Origin of the sequence: Pseudoalteromonas sp. APC 3250 (genome assembly GCF_030407915.1) — a bacterium.
Taxonomy (GTDB): domain Bacteria; phylum Pseudomonadota; class Gammaproteobacteria; order Enterobacterales; family Alteromonadaceae; genus Pseudoalteromonas; species Pseudoalteromonas tetraodonis.
The window spans coordinates 294,454-310,013 of record NZ_JASDCM010000003.1 but is presented as its reverse complement, the minus strand read 5'-3'; the positions used below and the strand labels follow the sequence as shown (position 1 = coordinate 310,013).

The window sequence follows — 15,560 nt, the reverse complement described above, 5'->3', positions numbered from 1 at the left end:
GACACATGTCTGCATGGTTTAACCAATTTTACGCTGCGATTGCACAAAGCCCACTTAGCCACTGGCTAGAAACCTTGCCTGCGCAATTAAAGCATTGGCAACAAGAGGCAAGCCATGGCGATTTGCCACAATGGCAAAAAGTGCTGAAAAACTTACCTGAGATATCGACAAACCAAGTTGATATTGTCAGCAAAGTAGCAATAGGTGCGCCTGGCGAAATGTCTGAAGGCGAAAAAAAGCAAACCACGCATTTATTAAAACGGATGATGCCTTGGCGTAAAGGCCCGTTTAACGTTCACGGTATTGAAATAAATACCGAATGGCGCAGCGACTGGAAATGGGATCGACTGCTACCGCATATTGAGCCATTAAAAGGCCGTACTGTATTAGATATTGGTTGTGGCTCGGGGTATCACCTATGGCGTATGCGCGGTGAAGGTGCTCAGTTTGTAGTGGGTATTGACCCATCTGACTTATTTTTATGTCAGTTTCAGGCAATTAAACACTTTAACCCAGATGAAAACGTGCATTTGTTACCATTAGGTGTAGAAGCCCTGCCAGAGCTTAAAGCGTTTGATACGGTATTTTCAATGGGGGTGCTTTATCATCGTCGTTCCCCTATCGACTTTTTAGCGCAATTAAAAGCACAGCTTCGCCCAGGCGGAGAACTCGTGCTTGAAACATTAGTTATTGAAGGCGATGAAAACACCGTATTAGTACCGACCGACCGCTACGCGAAAATGCGTAATGTATGGTTTATTCCAAGCACTGCGGCATTAAAATTGTGGATGGAACGTGTTGGCTTTAAAGATGTGCAAATTAAAGATTGTGCTATTACAACGCTCGACGAGCAGCGTAAAACTGACTGGATGGAAAACGAATCTTTAGTTGACTTTTTAGACCCCGCTGACACCAGTAAAACCATTGAAGGCTACCCTGCACCACTTAGAGCGATACTTACAGCTAAAGCCTAATTTGTAGTATTAATTTTTATTTCCATATTAAAAAGCGCCATTGGGCGCTTTTTTTGTTTACTAATACAGCAACTAGCGGACAAGTGTCCTTGTCTTTAAAATCAAATCCAGATTTCAACTAGCCGCGCCCTTGCAATTGTTGTAAAATACGCGCGTTTCTAAGTAAGCATCAAAACAACTATTTTGAGGAAAACCTGTGAGCGAACAAAAACAGTCTCTAAGCTATAAAGACGCGGGCGTAGATATCGACGCTGGTAATGCACTTGTTGAGCGTATTAAAGGCGTAGTTAAAAAAACTCGTCGTCCTGAAGTGATGGGCGGAATTGGTGGTTTTGGCGCACTTTGCGAAATTCCTGAAGGTTATAAGCAACCTGTACTTGTAGCAGGCACTGACGGTGTTGGCACTAAGTTACGCTTAGCAATTGACCTTAAAAAGCACGATACTGTAGGTATCGACTTAGTTGCGATGTGTGTAAATGATTTAATAGTACAAGGCGCTGAACCCCTGTTTTTTCTAGATTACTATGCAACGGGTAAACTAGATGTAGACACAGCAGCCGACGTAGTAACCGGTATTGGTAAAGGTTGTGAAATTTCAGGTTGTGCCCTAATTGGTGGCGAAACAGCTGAAATGCCAGGTATGTATGATGGTGAAGACTACGACATGGCAGGCTTTTGTACCGGTGTGGTAGAAAAATCAAAAATTATTGATGGCACTAAAGTAGCTGCAGGCGATCAACTTATTGCCCTTGCTTCTAGCGGTCCTCACTCAAATGGTTTCTCTTTAATTCGCAAAGTTTTAGAAGTCTCTAACGCTGATACTAATCAAGTGATTGATGGCAAAACCTTAGGTGAGCACCTTTTAGAACCAACACGTATTTACGTTAAACCATTACTTGAGTTGTTCAAGCAAGTAGACGTGCATGCCCTTTCGCATATTACTGGTGGCGGTTTTTGGGAAAATATCCCACGCGTATTACCTGAATCTGCTAAAGCGGTTGTTAAAGGTGATAGCTGGCAGTGGCCAAGTGTGTTTAGCTGGTTGCAAGAAAACGGCAACATTACAACACATGAAATGTACCGCACATTTAACTGTGGTGTAGGCATGGTGTTAGTTGTACCTGCGGATGAGCTTGAAAATAGCTTAAATATCTTAAAAGATCTTGGCGAGAACGCATGGCACCTTGGTGAAATCCAAGATGCCGTTGCTGGCGAAGAGCAAGTTGAAATTGTAGGTGGTGCTGCGTAATGGCACCCACTCGTCTAGTAGTTTTGATCTCAGGCAGTGGCTCAAATTTACAAGCCATTATAGACGCCTGTGAAAGCGGCGAGATAAACGCCCATATAGCGGCTGTTATTAGTAACAAAGCAGACGCTTATGGGTTAGAGCGTGCAAAAAATGCTGGTATTGCCACACACGTGCTGAGTCATAAAGAGTTTGACTCACGCGAAGCGTACGATGCCCAATTAATGCATATAATTGACTCTTTTGAACCAAATCTAGTTGTATTAGCTGGGTTTATGCGTATTCTAACTCCTAGCTTAGTGCAAAAATATGTTGGAAAAATGTTGAACATTCATCCATCTTTGTTGCCTAAGTATCAGGGGCTGAATACCCACCAAAGAGCAATTGATGCAAAAGACGACATTCACGGCGTTAGTGTTCACTTTGTTACTGAAGAATTAGACGGTGGACCCGTTATTCTTCAAGCCAAAGTGCCTGTATTAGCAGACGATACAGCAGACACGCTCGCTAAGCGTGTGCATGCGCAAGAGCACATAATTTATCCTTTGGTGGTCAAGTGGTTCAGTGAACAACGACTTACGATGGAAGCAGATTATGCAGTTCTTGACGAAAAACAACTTCCTGCACACGGCGCGCACTACCCAAAATAAAAAATTAAGTGCCTGGCTATTATGTGCGGGCACTTTATTACTTCCTACCAGCCTGATTGCAGGTGAGTTAACCCAGTATCAAGCCAGCTACGATATTTTGCGCAAAGGCGCAAATCATGGTACAGCCGAGCGGACGCTTAAAAAACTCGATAATAATAACTACCAAGTCACTTACCATAGCGATATTGAATGGATGATTTTCTCTGACTCACGTCAAGAGTCATCAACTTTTAGCTTTGCTAACGATAGAGTAGAGCCTATTCAGTACTCTATGATCCGCACGGGGACTGGGCCTGACAAAAAGTATGAAATTAACTTTGATCGTCAAACACAAACTGTCACCAGTAACACCAGCGACTACCCGTTAAAATGCCAATGGCATGATAACTTCCAAGATGGTATTTCTTATCAAGTGCAAGTTCGAGAAGGACTTAAAAAAGGAAAAACTAGTTTCTCGTTTCCGTTAGTTGATAAAAAAGGTAATTGCCGTGACTACGACTTTGAAGTGGTAGAAACCGAAATGATTTCCTTACCGATTGGTAACGTAGAAGCCATTAAAGTAAAACGTTTATACGACAATGACAAACGCCAAGCCTTAGCATGGTTTGCCCCAGAAATGGATTATATGCTCGTGCGCATGTGGAAAGGTGAAAAAGGTGTGGAACAGTTTGAAGTGCAGATGAAATCGTTTACCGTGATCAATCCACCGGCTTTACCTGCACAAGTTAAGAACGAAATAACCCCCTAATAAATTACTTACAAGATGCAATACGAAAAGCCCAAGTGTGATAACCATAACTTGGGCTTTTCATTTCAATACTTAAATTTGAAACTTTAAGTTGAGTTTCGTTTTACTCTACCAACCTACATTAATTCACCCATTTTAAATAACGCAAACTCTCCTGGCTGCATTTTTTGCCAGCGTTCATCGTTGGTTAGCGGCCTTGTTGCTATAACCGTTACCACATCGTTTGGTGTGGTTTCTTGTTGAAAGTCGACCACCATATCAGCATCAATAAGTGTTGCTTTACCAAATGGCGCACGGCGCGTTATGTAATGTAAATTATTAGTACAATACGCTAAAACAAATACACCATCGGTCAATAACATATTAAACACGCCTTTTTCACGTAGCGTATGCGAAAGCTTAGCCGCATATCTAAAAACCGACGCCATATTACTTGGTCGCTGCGGGTACTTTTCACGAATTTTGTCAAGCAACCAGCAAAATGCCAACTCGCTATCGGTATTACCCACAGGTCGATAATATTCAGGTTTTAAATCATGATAATTTGAAAGCTGCCCGTTATGAGCATAGGTTATTTCACGCCCCCACAACTCACGAGTAAACGGATGGGTGTTTTCAAGACACACTCGCCCGCGGTTGCCTTGACGAATATGACTTATCACCGATACGCTTTTAATCGGATAAGCTTTAACTAATTTAGCTATTTCTGACTGGTAACTTGGCTCAGGATCTTTAAAGGTTCTACAGCCTTTACCTTCATAAAAAGTAATGCCCCAGCCATCTTTATGCGGCCCCGTATTGCCACCGCGCTCCAACAACCCTGAAAAACTAAAACAAATATCCGTTGGCACATTGGCTGACATGCCAAGTAATTCACACATAAAATAAATAAACCTTTAAAAAGCTAAACATAGAATATCGTTCTATTTTTAATAAGCGTACACTGAAAATCATAAGTATATTTACTTAATTAAACTTATATTACTACTAGATTAATTGATTTTTTAACGCTTATATTTTTTATGATAAGCCAAAATAAACGATTACAGCCAAACTGTTCGTATAACATACAACGGATTGTAATAATCGTACCGATAACTACACTTTAATCTAAGTAATGTACTTGAAACTTAGCGTTACTAGCGCTACTCTAAACAAGGTGGTCTGACCTCTATTAAGGAATTAGCAATGACACTCATATTTACACTCGGTTTAATCGCACTGCTCAGCATTGCGCTTTACCACAGAGCGAGTTGGAACACAGCACTTGGTGTTTCTGCCGCAACATTATTAATTGGTACCTTTGCTGGTGCTTTTGGTTTAATTAGCTGGGTGATCTTTTTAATCATCGCAGTGCCTCTTTCTGTTACTGGCATTCGTCAGCAATATATTATCAAGCCTATTTTCAAGGTCTTCAAAAAAGTTACACCGAGCATGTCTGACACCGAAAAGTCAGCTATTGATGCCGGTACAACTTGGTGGGAAGCTGATTTATTTTGTGGTAACCCAGATTGGAAAAAGCTTCACCAGTATCCAGTTCCAAAGCTTACTATTGAAGAGCAGGCATTTATCGACGGCCCTGTTGAAGTTGTATGTAGTATGCTGGACGATTGGGAAGCTACGCATGAGCTAACGGATTTACCTCAGGATGTATGGCAATATCTGAAAGATAACAAATTCTTTGCCATGATCATTAAAAAGGAATACGGCGGCTTAGAATTCTCTGCATTTGCACAATCGTGTGTACTGCAAAAACTAACCAGTAAATCAACATTGCTTTCGTCAATTGTTGGAGTACCTAACTCGTTAGGCCCGGGTGAGTTATTACAGCACTACGGTACTGAAGATCAAAAAAATCATTACTTACCGCGTTTAGCAAGCGGTCAAGAAATTCCATGTTTTGCTCTTACTTCGCCAGAGGCAGGTTCTGATGCAAGCTCAATTCCAGACTACGGTGTAGTATGTAAAGGGCAATGGAATGGCGAAGAAGTAGTCGGTGTAAGCCTTACATGGAACAAGCGTTACATTACACTTGCACCTGTAGCTACGGTTCTTGGTCTAGCATTTAAATTACAAGATCCAGATGGATTATTAAGTGACGTTAAAGAGCCTGGTATTACCTGTGCACTTATCCCAACAGATACCCCTGGGGTAGAAATTGGTCGTCGTCACTTCCCGCTTAATGTGCCGTTCCAAAATGGCCCTACTCGCGGTAAAGATATTTTTGTACCACTTGATTACATTATTGGTGGCCCAGAAATGGCTGGTCAAGGCTGGCGTATGCTGGTTGAGTGTTTATCGGTTGGTCGTGCAATTACATTGCCGTCAAATTCAGCCGGTGGCATTAAAATGATTGCTGTAGCAACAGGTGCTTATAGCCGTATTCGTCGTCAATTCCGCTTACCAATTGGTAAAATGGAAGGGGTTGAAGAGTCAATGGCGAAGCTTGCCGGTTATGCTTACAGCTCAGACGCTGCAGTAAGTATGTCTACCGGTGCTGTTGATTTAGGCGAAAAACCATCTGTGATTTCGGCTATTATTAAATACCACCTTACCGAGCAAATGCGCGATGCCACCATTCATGCAATGGACGTGCTAGGCGGTAAAGGGATCATGCTTGGGCCAAATAACTATTTAGGTCGTGGCTATCAAGGTGCACCTATTGCCATTACCGTTGAAGGTGCAAACATCTTGACCCGTAATATGATTATTTATGGTCAAGGTGCTATTCGTTGTCATCCATTTGTACTTACCGAGCTAGGTGCGTGTGAAATTGAAGACCGCGAAGAAGCGCTTAACGTATTTGATAAAGCGCTAATGGGCCACATTGGCTTTACCATGTCTAACCTAGTACGCACTAAGTGGCTTGCACTTACTGGCGCTCGCTTTACTAGTGTGCCGTACAAAGACGAAACGGCAGAGTTTTATCGTATAGCTTCACGCTTTAGTGCATCGCTTGCACTTATGTCTGATATTAGTATGGCAGTATTTGGTGGTTCACTTAAACGTAAAGAACGTATTTCAGCACGCTTAGGTGACTTATTAAGCTACCTTTACTTAGTGTCTGCAACGCTTAAACGTTATAACGACGAAGGCCGTAAAAAAGAAGATTTTGCACTGGTTCAGTGGAGCTGTCAGGATCACCTTTACCACTGTCAACGTGCGCTTGCTGATTTAATCAACAATATGCCATCTGCACCACTTCGTGGCGTATTAAAAGTATTGTTATTCCCGTTTGGTCGCCCGGTTCGTAAACCTACCGACAAACTTGAGCATAAACTAGCGCAATTACTGCAAGTGCCTAGCGAAACGCGTAATCGTTTAGCAAGTTATGTATACCTTACAAACGAGCCGCTTAACCTTGTAGGTCGTCAAGAGCAAACGCTTAAAGACTTGCTAGAGGTAGAGCCTTTATTTGAACGCGTATGTAAAGAGAAAGGCGTTAAATTGCCATTCTTCCAACTTGATAAAGTGGCGCAAATGGGCTTAGAAGCCGGCATTTTAAGCCAAGCTGAAGCTGATAAGTTAGCAGCTGTTGAACAAGCTCGCTTAGACGTTATTAACGTTGACGACTTTGACCCTGCAGATTTACTTGCCGGCAAAGCAGCGCGTAATAGCAAAGCTAAATCTAAAAAGGCAGATGCCGCTTAACTAGTTTAGTAAAGCTAGCAGCAACCCTGCTAAAATTAGCCAAACCAGCGCATAATGCGCTGGTTTTTTTTGTGCAAGGTAAACCTGTAATACACACCACATATTTCCAATGACAAATAATACAATATGAGTGTAACCAAAAATAACGCTATAACTTATTGTGGCTAATAAAAACAGCAATATGCTAGGTAAAAACTGGCTAATATAAAAGGCGCGTTCTTGCTCGCATGTTTTAAAAAATAATCGATACTGCTCATACACCCTACCGCAATCAAATTGCAATGAACTACTAAAGAGTACAATAAAAGCCATGGCTAATATCACAAGTATAGGTACTAAATCAGCACGTTCGTTTATTAGCGCAGCTGATGCCATGAATACACATAAAAGTAACGACACGCGCCAAACAAGTGTCCAACAATGGTTTAATAAATAACAAAACCAAAAGCCCAATAATGAACTTACTGCAATACGCCCGTTAACATTAACCACGGGGACAAAAAGGCTCAGCGCAAACAATAAAGCAAAGCCCATATGATAAGTGAGCGGCTGCATATGAATAGGAACCAGCACTAATATCGTGCTAAACAAAAAGCCATATACCAGTGCGCTGGTTTTGTATAAACACAAAACGCCCAAGATAAACTGCAGCAACATAAATACAATAAAATGCGGTACTTTAACCCATTGTGTTAGCGTTAAATCTAGCGCAATTAATACACTGGCTATAAGCCATGCATTACTGAGCGTTAATAGTTTAATATCGACTAAATTTAACCAAACTGATCGTGCAATAGTTTGCTGAAATAACCGCTGCTTACTATTTTTAATTGCTGACTTCATTGCGCTGAGCATCACACTTTGTAGTAACAAATAAAATAAAGCCATTTGTGCACCGTATTGGGGTGCTGCGCTGCTGTCTATAATTTTTCCAAGGCCTAAAAAAAGTAGCAATATCAAACCCAACACTGACGAGCCTAACACCACTAAAAATAACAACCCAAAGCTTTTTAGTTGTAACAATAATTGCGTGAGTTCAGTTTTGTAAGCCTGATAACGATAATCCATAAAAGAGCGATATTGCCCGATTGATTGTTTTAAATTTGCAATCATAACGGTATACACTCAAAGCCACGCTCAATAAATGGCGCTGGTTCATGGCAGGTGATGACTATTTGCCCATTTGGCTTATCTATTAGATATTCATCAAGCAGTACTAATAAATACTGAATACTGGCTTGATCAAGTGCTGCGCTGGGTTCGTCTAGAAGTAAATAAGGTGCATCACGCATAAGCGCTAAAATTAACTGGCATTTCTTTTGATTACCTGACGACAGCGCATCAAAACGAGTATTTAAAAATTCATTGAAATTAAACCCATCTATTATTGTCGTTGGCCAATCACAACCCAGCGTATTCACGGACAAGTTAATAATTTGCTTTGCCGTAAGAAAGTCAGGTAAAGCAATACAGTCTGATGCTATAGCAACTTGTTTATGCGGTTCGGTTAATGCTTTTTTAGAAAATAAAATCTGCCCACTTTGGCGCGTTTCGAGCTCTGCCAACATCATCAACAGCGTTGTTTTACCTTGGCCATTAGGCGCTTCAATGCATATTTTAGGTGCACAAAACTGCACACTATAACCACTGTACAATACGTTTTCAGCAAACTGTTTATGTAACCCAATGACTTCTATCATAAATACTCCCTGATTTTGAAAGTGAATTATAACTGGTTTTCTATTTTCGTGGGCTACATGGTTTGTAACACTTTATTGCAGTTCGAATAGGCTAATTACTTGCGTTTAAAAAACCTTCGGTTAACACTAAAAGTCCATAATTATAATCCAAGGAATGTATCTATGAAAAAAGCCCTCAAATTTGCCTGTATTACCTGTGCAGTATCAATTGCATTAACAGGTTGCAGTCAATCTAATAATTCAGCCTCTACCCCTGTGGCAACTGAGCAAACACGACAAGTAAAAACCTATAACGCTAAAACCTTTTTTGATACAACATCTATCATGGGCAGTAGCTTTTCCCCGACTGGCGATAAAGTTCTAGTTAGTAGCGATGAAAGCGGTATTTACAGCTTGTATGAAGTTGACGTAAAAACAGGTAGCAAAACGCGCCTAACCAATTTTGAAGACAGCACCTACCCTATTCGCTATTTCCCAAATGATGAGCGTGTACTATTTACCAAGGACTCAGGCGGTAATGAGCGCTACCATGTTTATGTGCGTGAAGTTGATGGTTCAATCAAAGATTTAACCCCAGGGGAAGAAACCCGCGCGAGTTTTGCAGGCTTTACTAAAGATGGCAGTCAGTTTTTTATTACCAGTAATCAACGCGATGCCAAGTTTATGGACTTGTATCGCGTAGATAGCAAAACCTATAAAGTCACGCCCGTTTATCAAAACACACAAGGACTAGATGTGGGCGCAATTAGCCCCGATGGACGCTACATTGCGCTGTCTAAAAATAATACCAATAAAGACAGCGATACGTTTATTCTTGATACCTATAAGAAAACCCTCAAGCCGCAATTAATTTCAAAACACGATACACCAGCACAATATACGCCTGAGACCTTCTCTATAGACAGCAAATATTTATACTACTCAACAGACGCTAAAGGAGAGTTTTCAGAGGTGTGGCAATATGAGCTCGCCACAGGCAAGCACAGTCCAGCATTAAAAGGTGATTGGGACGTTAGCTTTATTGATTTTTCTAAATCTGGGCGATACCAAGTAAGCGGTGTAAATGCTGATGCCAGCACAAAGGTCACAGTAAAAGACACGCAAACAGGGGATGAAATTGCCATGCCTAAATTACCTGCGGGAAATCTACGTGGTGTGAATTTCTCAAGCGATGAGAAAACCATGGCGTTTTATTTAAATTCAGATACCTCACCAAGCAACTTATTTGTTTGGCAAGTTGGCAGTAATGAAGCCAAGCAACTTACCAACACATTAAGTGAAGATATAGATCAAAACGACTTAGTAGAGAGCACCATTGTGCACTTTAAAAGTTTTGATGGTTTAGAAATACCGGGCGTATTATACAAACCAAAACAAGCCAGCAGCACCAATAAAGTACCTGCACTTATTTGGGTGCATGGCGGCCCAGGTGGGCAAAGCCGAACTGGTTATAGCGCAATGCAGCAACATTTAGTTAATCATGGCTATGCTATTTTTGCCGTCAATAACCGCGGTAGCTCAGGCTATGGTAAAACATTTTTCCATTTAGACGATAAAAAACATGGCACCGATGATCTACAAGATATTATCTACGGTAAAAAACACTTACAAAGCCTAGATTGGGTCGATGCAGATAAAATCGGCATCATGGGTGGTAGCTACGGCGGTTTTATGACCGCAGCCGCGCTTGCCTTTAAACCGGAAGAGTTCAAAGTAGGTATCAATATTTTTGGTGTGACTAACTGGGTACGCACACTGAACTCAATTCCACCATGGTGGGAAAGCTTTAAAAAGGCGCTTTACGATGAAATGGGCGATCCTGCCACCGATGGTGAACGTCACCGTGCTATTTCACCGCTGTTTCATGCCGATAACATCACTAAGCCTTTAATGGTAATACAAGGTGCTAATGATCCACGCGTATTACAAGTTGAAAGCGATGAGTTGGTTGCTGCGGTTAAAGCTAATGGTGTGCCAGTAGAATATGTATTATTTGATGATGAAGGACACGGTTTTAGCAAAAAAGAAAACCGTATCAGCGCCTCAAACGCCTACCTCAACTTTTTAGATACTTACTTAAAAGAGTTATTTGGCCCACAAGGATAATTGCAAGCCAATTTATATTAAAGCCTGCTGCGTTTTCATGTACGCAGGCTTTTTATTACTTTTTTATTGCTTGGTTAATCTGGGTTCCAGTAAAGCGAACGCCAAACCAAATACAGCAGCCAAAATACCTAAAAACTCAAACCAACTATTGCCTGCATGTGGTATTGTTCGCGAGAGTTCATCTACGTTATAAAGTCGTTTACCTCCCTCGACTTCTTCAACAAATGATTCACCGATGTATTCATTCATTAACTTAAAACTGGGTACCCTTCTGGCCAGCATTTCACGAGTTTTTTCCTCTCTTTTCTCTCGGTTTGAATCAATAATATAATTGCTCCAATGAGTATATATATTTAGAGGTTCATCATTTTTGATCACACCCAGTGATTTATATTCGTAAAAGCGTTCATTGAACAGATAATTTTTATGTCCTGCATAAAATAATGCACAGCCAAAAGAAATCAGAAACATAGCGAGGTATATAATTTTACGCTGTGCGACTGAGCTCTTTACTGCTTTACTTTTAAACCACAGCTCTAAATCGGGTATTTGCATGAGTCTTGTTTTGTCATGGCTGTAGGTAAGGGGCTTCATAAACTCATCAATTGAAAGGTCTAATGCTATCAATAAAGCTCTAAATATTTCATTCGAGGGAATTGATTTATCGTTTTCAAGTTTTGATATATATACCTACTTGCTGGGCAAATTCAGGTTGGCTCAATTTTTTATTATTTCTTAGCTGCTTTAATTGCTGACCTAATGTACTCATCTTAATGCTTCCTTTTTTAAAGTGAGATTAGATTCTTGGTAATTCATGCAGAGATAAGAAGCTGAATATTGAAGAATAGACAAGAATATTAGCAGGTTAGTATATAAGAGTCGAGCTGATAGCTGATAGCTGATAGCTGATAGCTGATAGCTGATAAAAATGATGTTTGGATTTATTAATAAGTAAATTATTTATTGCTTGTTATTGAGGAAATAACAAGTGGCGGAGTGGACGGGACTCGAACCCGCGACCCCCGGCGTGACAGGCCGGTATTCTAACCAACTGAACTACCACTCCGCAGTGGTATGTGCATGGGGTAATGCACTTACTAATTTTGTTACGATATCAAATGGCGGAGTGGACGGGACTCGAACCCGCGACCCCCGGCGTGACAGGCCGGTATTCTAACCAACTGAACTACCACTCCGCAGAGATATCTTTTTACTTGTCATTACTTAATTTGTTGGCGGAGTGGACGGGACTCGAACCCGCGACCCCCGGCGTGACAGGCCGGTATTCTAACCAACTGAACTACCACTCCAGCATACAAATTTTGTAATATAACAGTGTTTAAATAGTTGGCGGAGTGGACGGGACTCGAACCCGCGACCCCCGGCGTGACAGGCCGGTATTCTAACCAACTGAACTACCACTCCAGCGCGTATTTAAACTGTTATTTTTTCTTATTGGCGGAGTGGACGGGACTCGAACCCGCGACCCCCGGCGTGACAGGCCGGTATTCTAACCAACTGAACTACCACTCCATAATAAGAATATGTTTTACAACCATATGTTGTGTAAGTGTTGGCGGAGTGGACGGGACTCGAACCCGCGACCCCCGGCGTGACAGGCCGGTATTCTAACCAACTGAACTACCACTCCAGCTTTTACTTACAAATTGTCGAAAATTGGCGGAGTGGACGGGACTCGAACCCGCGACCCCCGGCGTGACAGGCCGGTATTCTAACCAACTGAACTACCACTCCGCATTTTCGTTGCTGTCTGAGTCTCCCCTGACAGCGGCGTGAATAATACGAACCAGCCCCTACTTCGTCAAGGGCTTTTTTGTTTTTTTACAGGTTTTTTAGTCATCTGACATCGAAAGGTTTAAAATTTCACCTGTTTTGTCATTTTTTGAGCCATTTTCTGCATCAGTTGTTTTTTGCTGATCTGATTTTTTTGCCTCGGTTGCTTTCTTTTTCTTTAAAAAAGCAAAATTCAATTTAAGTTTTATCGGTTTATTCTGCACAAAAACACGAATACATAACCAACCAATAAATAATATGGCCAAATTCCCACCAATAATTAAACTAACCATTAATCCCGTGGCCATTACTTTTGGTTTTATAACAGGCTCTGGAATATTTTCTTCCTTAATGAGGCTCGCTTTTGGAATTTCAGGAATAACTTCTATCGGTCTTTCTATTTCAAATAAATAGGTTGGCAACGTAGCCATAAACTCTCTGTCATTTACTGTTGAGCCAAACACAGAAATTTCAATGTTGTAACGTCCCCATCCGTAATCTTGTAAAGCCAGTTCTCTTACTGCGGTGTTATTAGTGTCTAAGTAAAATACTTGCTCTTCATTATTGGGATAATAAATTTTCCCTTGCATGATCACGGTTTCAGGCTTTAATAACTTTTCATCAATATTTATAGTAATACGGTGATCGTCCCCCTCATCGGTTGCTTCAACTGAGGTAAAACTAAAAGGCGGCTCATGCACAACTATAGTGTCTTGAACAACTCGTCGCTCAAGGACATCGGTGGTAATATAAAGTTCTGGCCGCCACTCGCCTGGAGTGAAATTTAAGGTAAACTCACCCGTAAACACACCGTCTTTTGCACTTTCATCAAATCCGTAGCCATCGTCTTTAAATTCAGTAACTTGCTGTATGCCCGCTCCAAAATTTTCAAAATTTTCATTATTGGTACTCACAAAACTCACATTGAGCGATACCGCATCTTTGAAAAGATTAGCGCGAATGGGCTCGCCATCATTTAAAATCTCACCGGTTACCTTTACAGTTTCACCCTGAAAAAGAATCTTAGGGAGTGGATCAACCTTAAGTGATAGCTCACCAATTACAACAATACGGCTCTGTGGCATTATTTGGCCAATAACTTGCCATGGCCCAGGCATAGGGTTGCGAATAACCACTAGGTCGTAATTTAATTCGTCGTACCAATCTAGGCTGGTGTTTCTTACCGCATTGGTTGCAAAGTATTTAGTGCCATCGGGTCTAACTAAAATAACGGCAGGCGAGCCAGGACGTCTAAAAAATATTAATTTTATTTCATCAATTTTGTCATCTATACGAAAACGGTTATCCAGTAACGGTATTTCATTTTGTTTTCCGCTGCCTTTTAACTCTTCAACTTGTTTAACGCTGTGTGCATCGGGAATGAAGCACGCAGCGATTAAAAACAGTGAAACTACTAATAGCGTTTTCATAATAGTGCCTTATTCAGCGCGCCATAAACAATGGCCGCCCTCCTTTTGTACAATGTCTAAACGTGATTGATGTGCGCTTTGCTCTGCTTCGTTTGCTGCTACAACAACCAATGGGGCTCTATCGCTGTTTAAGCGCCTAATGCCGCCCTTTTGATCTTCACTTGAGTCATCTTTATTTTGATTAAGATTTAGCTTTACTTGTCCCCCGGTCATTGCCAGGTAAACATCGGCTAAAATCTCAGAATCCAGTAAGGCGCCGTGTAACGTCCGCTTAGTGTTATCAACATCGTAGCGACGGCAAAGCGCATCTAGGTTGTTCTTTTGTCCTGGATGCAAGTCACGCGCCATTTTAAGGGTATCAAGCACGCCACAAAAATCATGGGTGTTTTGATAACCTTGATTTAATAACGCAAATTCATTATCCATATGACCAATATCGAACGGCGCGTTATGAATAACGAGTTCTGCGTCTTTAATATAGTCAAAAAACTCTTGGGCAATGTCTCTAAAAAGCGGTTTGTCACGTAAAAATTCGTTGGTAATACCGTGAACGTCGATTGCTTCTTCTTCAATGCTGCGTTGTGGATTTATGTAAACGTGAAAATTATTGCCGGTTAACCGACGATTCATTAGCTCCACACAGCCTATCTCAATAATACGATGCCCTTGTTTAGGGTCGATGCCGGTGGTTTCTGTATCTAAAACTATTTGTCTGCGTGCCATATCGAATTAAGCCTGACTCTGGTATCTTTCTATAATCACTTTATTGTACATAATATCAAGGTAAAACAGTGCAAAAAACCGTAGAGATTTACACCGATGGTTCGTGTTTAGGTAATCCAGGCCCCGGTGGTTATGGTATTTTTATGATTTATGAAGCCCATGAAAAAAAATTAAGCCAAGGTTACAAACTCACAACAAACAACCGCATGGAAATGCTAGCTGCCATTGTTGCGCTAGAATCACTTAATCGTTCATGCCCTGTTACCCTGACTACCGATAGCCAATACGTAAAACAAGGCATTGAGTCGTGGATCACCAATTGGAAAAAACGCGGTTGGCAAACCTCTGCTAAAAAGCCGGTTAAAAATGTCGACTTATGGAAACGTCTCGATAAAGCCTGCGCCGAGCACGACGTTACCTGGAAATGGGTAAAAGGTCACAGTGGCCATAAATATAATGAAATTGTTGACGACCTTGCACGTGATGCGGCCAGCGGCAACAACTTAATTGATGATGAAGGTTACCAACCGTAACCCTC

At 41.3% G+C, this 15,560-nt stretch carries 14 protein-coding genes and 7 tRNA genes; 7 read left to right on the top strand and 14 right to left on the bottom strand.

Annotated features, from left to right (window positions below):
- Window positions 1-5: 5 nt before the first annotated feature.
- The 4 genes from cmoB to QL986_RS05340 all read left to right on the top strand — a co-directional run bounded on the left by cmoB (window position 6) and on the right by QL986_RS05340 (window position 3,618).
- The gene (gene cmoB, locus QL986_RS05355) at window positions 6-974 is read left to right on the top strand and encodes a tRNA 5-methoxyuridine(34)/uridine 5-oxyacetic acid(34) synthase CmoB (RefSeq protein ID WP_028835337.1); all 969 of its coding nucleotides are present in this window, start codon (window positions 6-8) and stop codon (window positions 972-974) included.
- A gap of 196 nt (window positions 975-1,170) precedes the next feature.
- Complete coding sequence (gene purM / locus QL986_RS05350; protein ID WP_016899473.1) at window positions 1,171-2,223, top strand: phosphoribosylformylglycinamidine cyclo-ligase; 1,053 nt, start codon at window positions 1,171-1,173, stop codon at window positions 2,221-2,223.
- Complete coding sequence (purN, locus tag QL986_RS05345) at window positions 2,223-2,870, top strand: phosphoribosylglycinamide formyltransferase (RefSeq protein WP_013464567.1); 648 nt, start codon at window positions 2,223-2,225, stop codon at window positions 2,868-2,870. The genes purM and purN overlap by 1 nt, the downstream gene beginning before the upstream one ends.
- On the top strand, window positions 2,824-3,618 hold the full coding sequence (locus tag QL986_RS05340; RefSeq protein WP_042849237.1) for a DUF3108 domain-containing protein: 795 nt from the start codon (window positions 2,824-2,826) through the stop codon (window positions 3,616-3,618). Before purN ends, QL986_RS05340 begins: the two co-directional genes overlap by 47 nt.
- 116 nt (window positions 3,619-3,734) lie before the next feature.
- On the opposite strand, the gene QL986_RS05335 is transcribed toward QL986_RS05340, so the two are convergent.
- Window positions 3,735-4,499, bottom strand: coding sequence for a class II glutamine amidotransferase (locus tag QL986_RS05335; protein ID WP_013464565.1), 765 nt, complete (start codon window positions 4,497-4,499; stop codon window positions 3,735-3,737).
- A gap of 307 nt (window positions 4,500-4,806) precedes the next feature.
- On the opposite strand from QL986_RS05335, the gene fadE reads away from it, so the two are divergent.
- Window positions 4,807-7,269 (top strand): acyl-CoA dehydrogenase FadE, encoded by a 2,463-nt coding sequence (gene fadE / locus QL986_RS05330; RefSeq protein WP_138687393.1) that lies wholly within the window; start codon window positions 4,807-4,809, stop codon window positions 7,267-7,269.
- On the opposite strand, the gene QL986_RS05325 is transcribed toward fadE, so the two are convergent.
- Both QL986_RS05325 and QL986_RS05320 read right to left on the bottom strand, forming a co-directional pair.
- Window positions 7,270-8,382: a DUF6136 family protein gene (locus QL986_RS05325; protein ID WP_013464563.1), complete on the bottom strand. Its 1,113-nt coding sequence runs from the start codon at window positions 8,380-8,382 to the stop codon at window positions 7,270-7,272.
- Complete coding sequence (locus QL986_RS05320) at window positions 8,379-8,969, bottom strand: ATP-binding cassette domain-containing protein (protein ID WP_013464562.1); 591 nt, start codon at window positions 8,967-8,969, stop codon at window positions 8,379-8,381. The genes QL986_RS05325 and QL986_RS05320 overlap by 4 nt, the downstream gene beginning before the upstream one ends.
- 162 nt (window positions 8,970-9,131) lie before the next feature.
- On the opposite strand from QL986_RS05320, the gene QL986_RS05315 reads away from it, so the two are divergent.
- On the top strand, window positions 9,132-11,075 hold the full coding sequence (locus QL986_RS05315; RefSeq protein WP_024602776.1) for a S9 family peptidase: 1,944 nt from the start codon (window positions 9,132-9,134) through the stop codon (window positions 11,073-11,075).
- Window positions 11,076-11,138: 63 nt separating this feature from the next.
- Here the strand turns inward: QL986_RS05315 and QL986_RS05310 are convergent, their stop codons facing one another.
- From QL986_RS05310 to dnaQ, 11 genes are all read right to left on the bottom strand, one after another.
- Window positions 11,139-11,702, bottom strand: a complete 564-nt coding sequence (locus QL986_RS05310) for a transcriptional regulator (protein ID WP_249362451.1) — start codon at window positions 11,700-11,702, stop codon at window positions 11,139-11,141.
- Window positions 11,703-11,745: 43 nt separating this feature from the next.
- Window positions 11,746-11,844, bottom strand: coding sequence for a helix-turn-helix domain-containing protein (locus QL986_RS05305; protein ID WP_016899469.1), 99 nt, complete (start codon window positions 11,842-11,844; stop codon window positions 11,746-11,748).
- Window positions 11,845-12,064: 220 nt separating this feature from the next.
- Window positions 12,065-12,141: transfer RNA gene (locus tag QL986_RS05300), tRNA-Asp, on the bottom strand.
- Window positions 12,142-12,194: 53 nt separating this feature from the next.
- A tRNA-Asp gene (locus QL986_RS05295) sits at window positions 12,195-12,271 on the bottom strand.
- A 37-nt stretch (window positions 12,272-12,308) separates the two neighbouring features.
- Window positions 12,309-12,385 (bottom strand) — tRNA-Asp (locus tag QL986_RS05290).
- Between the two features lie 38 nt (window positions 12,386-12,423).
- A tRNA-Asp gene (locus QL986_RS05285) sits at window positions 12,424-12,500 on the bottom strand.
- Window positions 12,501-12,531: 31 nt separating this feature from the next.
- Window positions 12,532-12,608, bottom strand: a tRNA-Asp gene (locus tag QL986_RS05280).
- Window positions 12,609-12,649: 41 nt separating this feature from the next.
- A tRNA-Asp gene (locus tag QL986_RS05275) sits at window positions 12,650-12,726 on the bottom strand.
- 27 nt (window positions 12,727-12,753) lie between these two features.
- A tRNA-Asp gene (locus QL986_RS05270) sits at window positions 12,754-12,830 on the bottom strand.
- Window positions 12,831-12,928: 98 nt separating this feature from the next.
- Complete coding sequence (locus QL986_RS05265) at window positions 12,929-14,299, bottom strand: TIGR03503 family protein (protein WP_024602777.1); 1,371 nt, start codon at window positions 14,297-14,299, stop codon at window positions 12,929-12,931.
- 9 nt (window positions 14,300-14,308) lie between these two features.
- Window positions 14,309-15,022: a DNA polymerase III subunit epsilon gene (gene dnaQ, locus QL986_RS05260; protein ID WP_024602778.1), complete on the bottom strand. Its 714-nt coding sequence runs from the start codon at window positions 15,020-15,022 to the stop codon at window positions 14,309-14,311.
- A 68-nt stretch (window positions 15,023-15,090) separates the two neighbouring features.
- Here dnaQ and rnhA point away from each other — a divergent pair, with 68 nt between their 5' ends.
- Window positions 15,091-15,555: a ribonuclease HI gene (rnhA, locus tag QL986_RS05255; protein ID WP_013464557.1), complete on the top strand. Its 465-nt coding sequence runs from the start codon at window positions 15,091-15,093 to the stop codon at window positions 15,553-15,555.
- Window positions 15,556-15,560 lie beyond the last annotated feature (5 nt).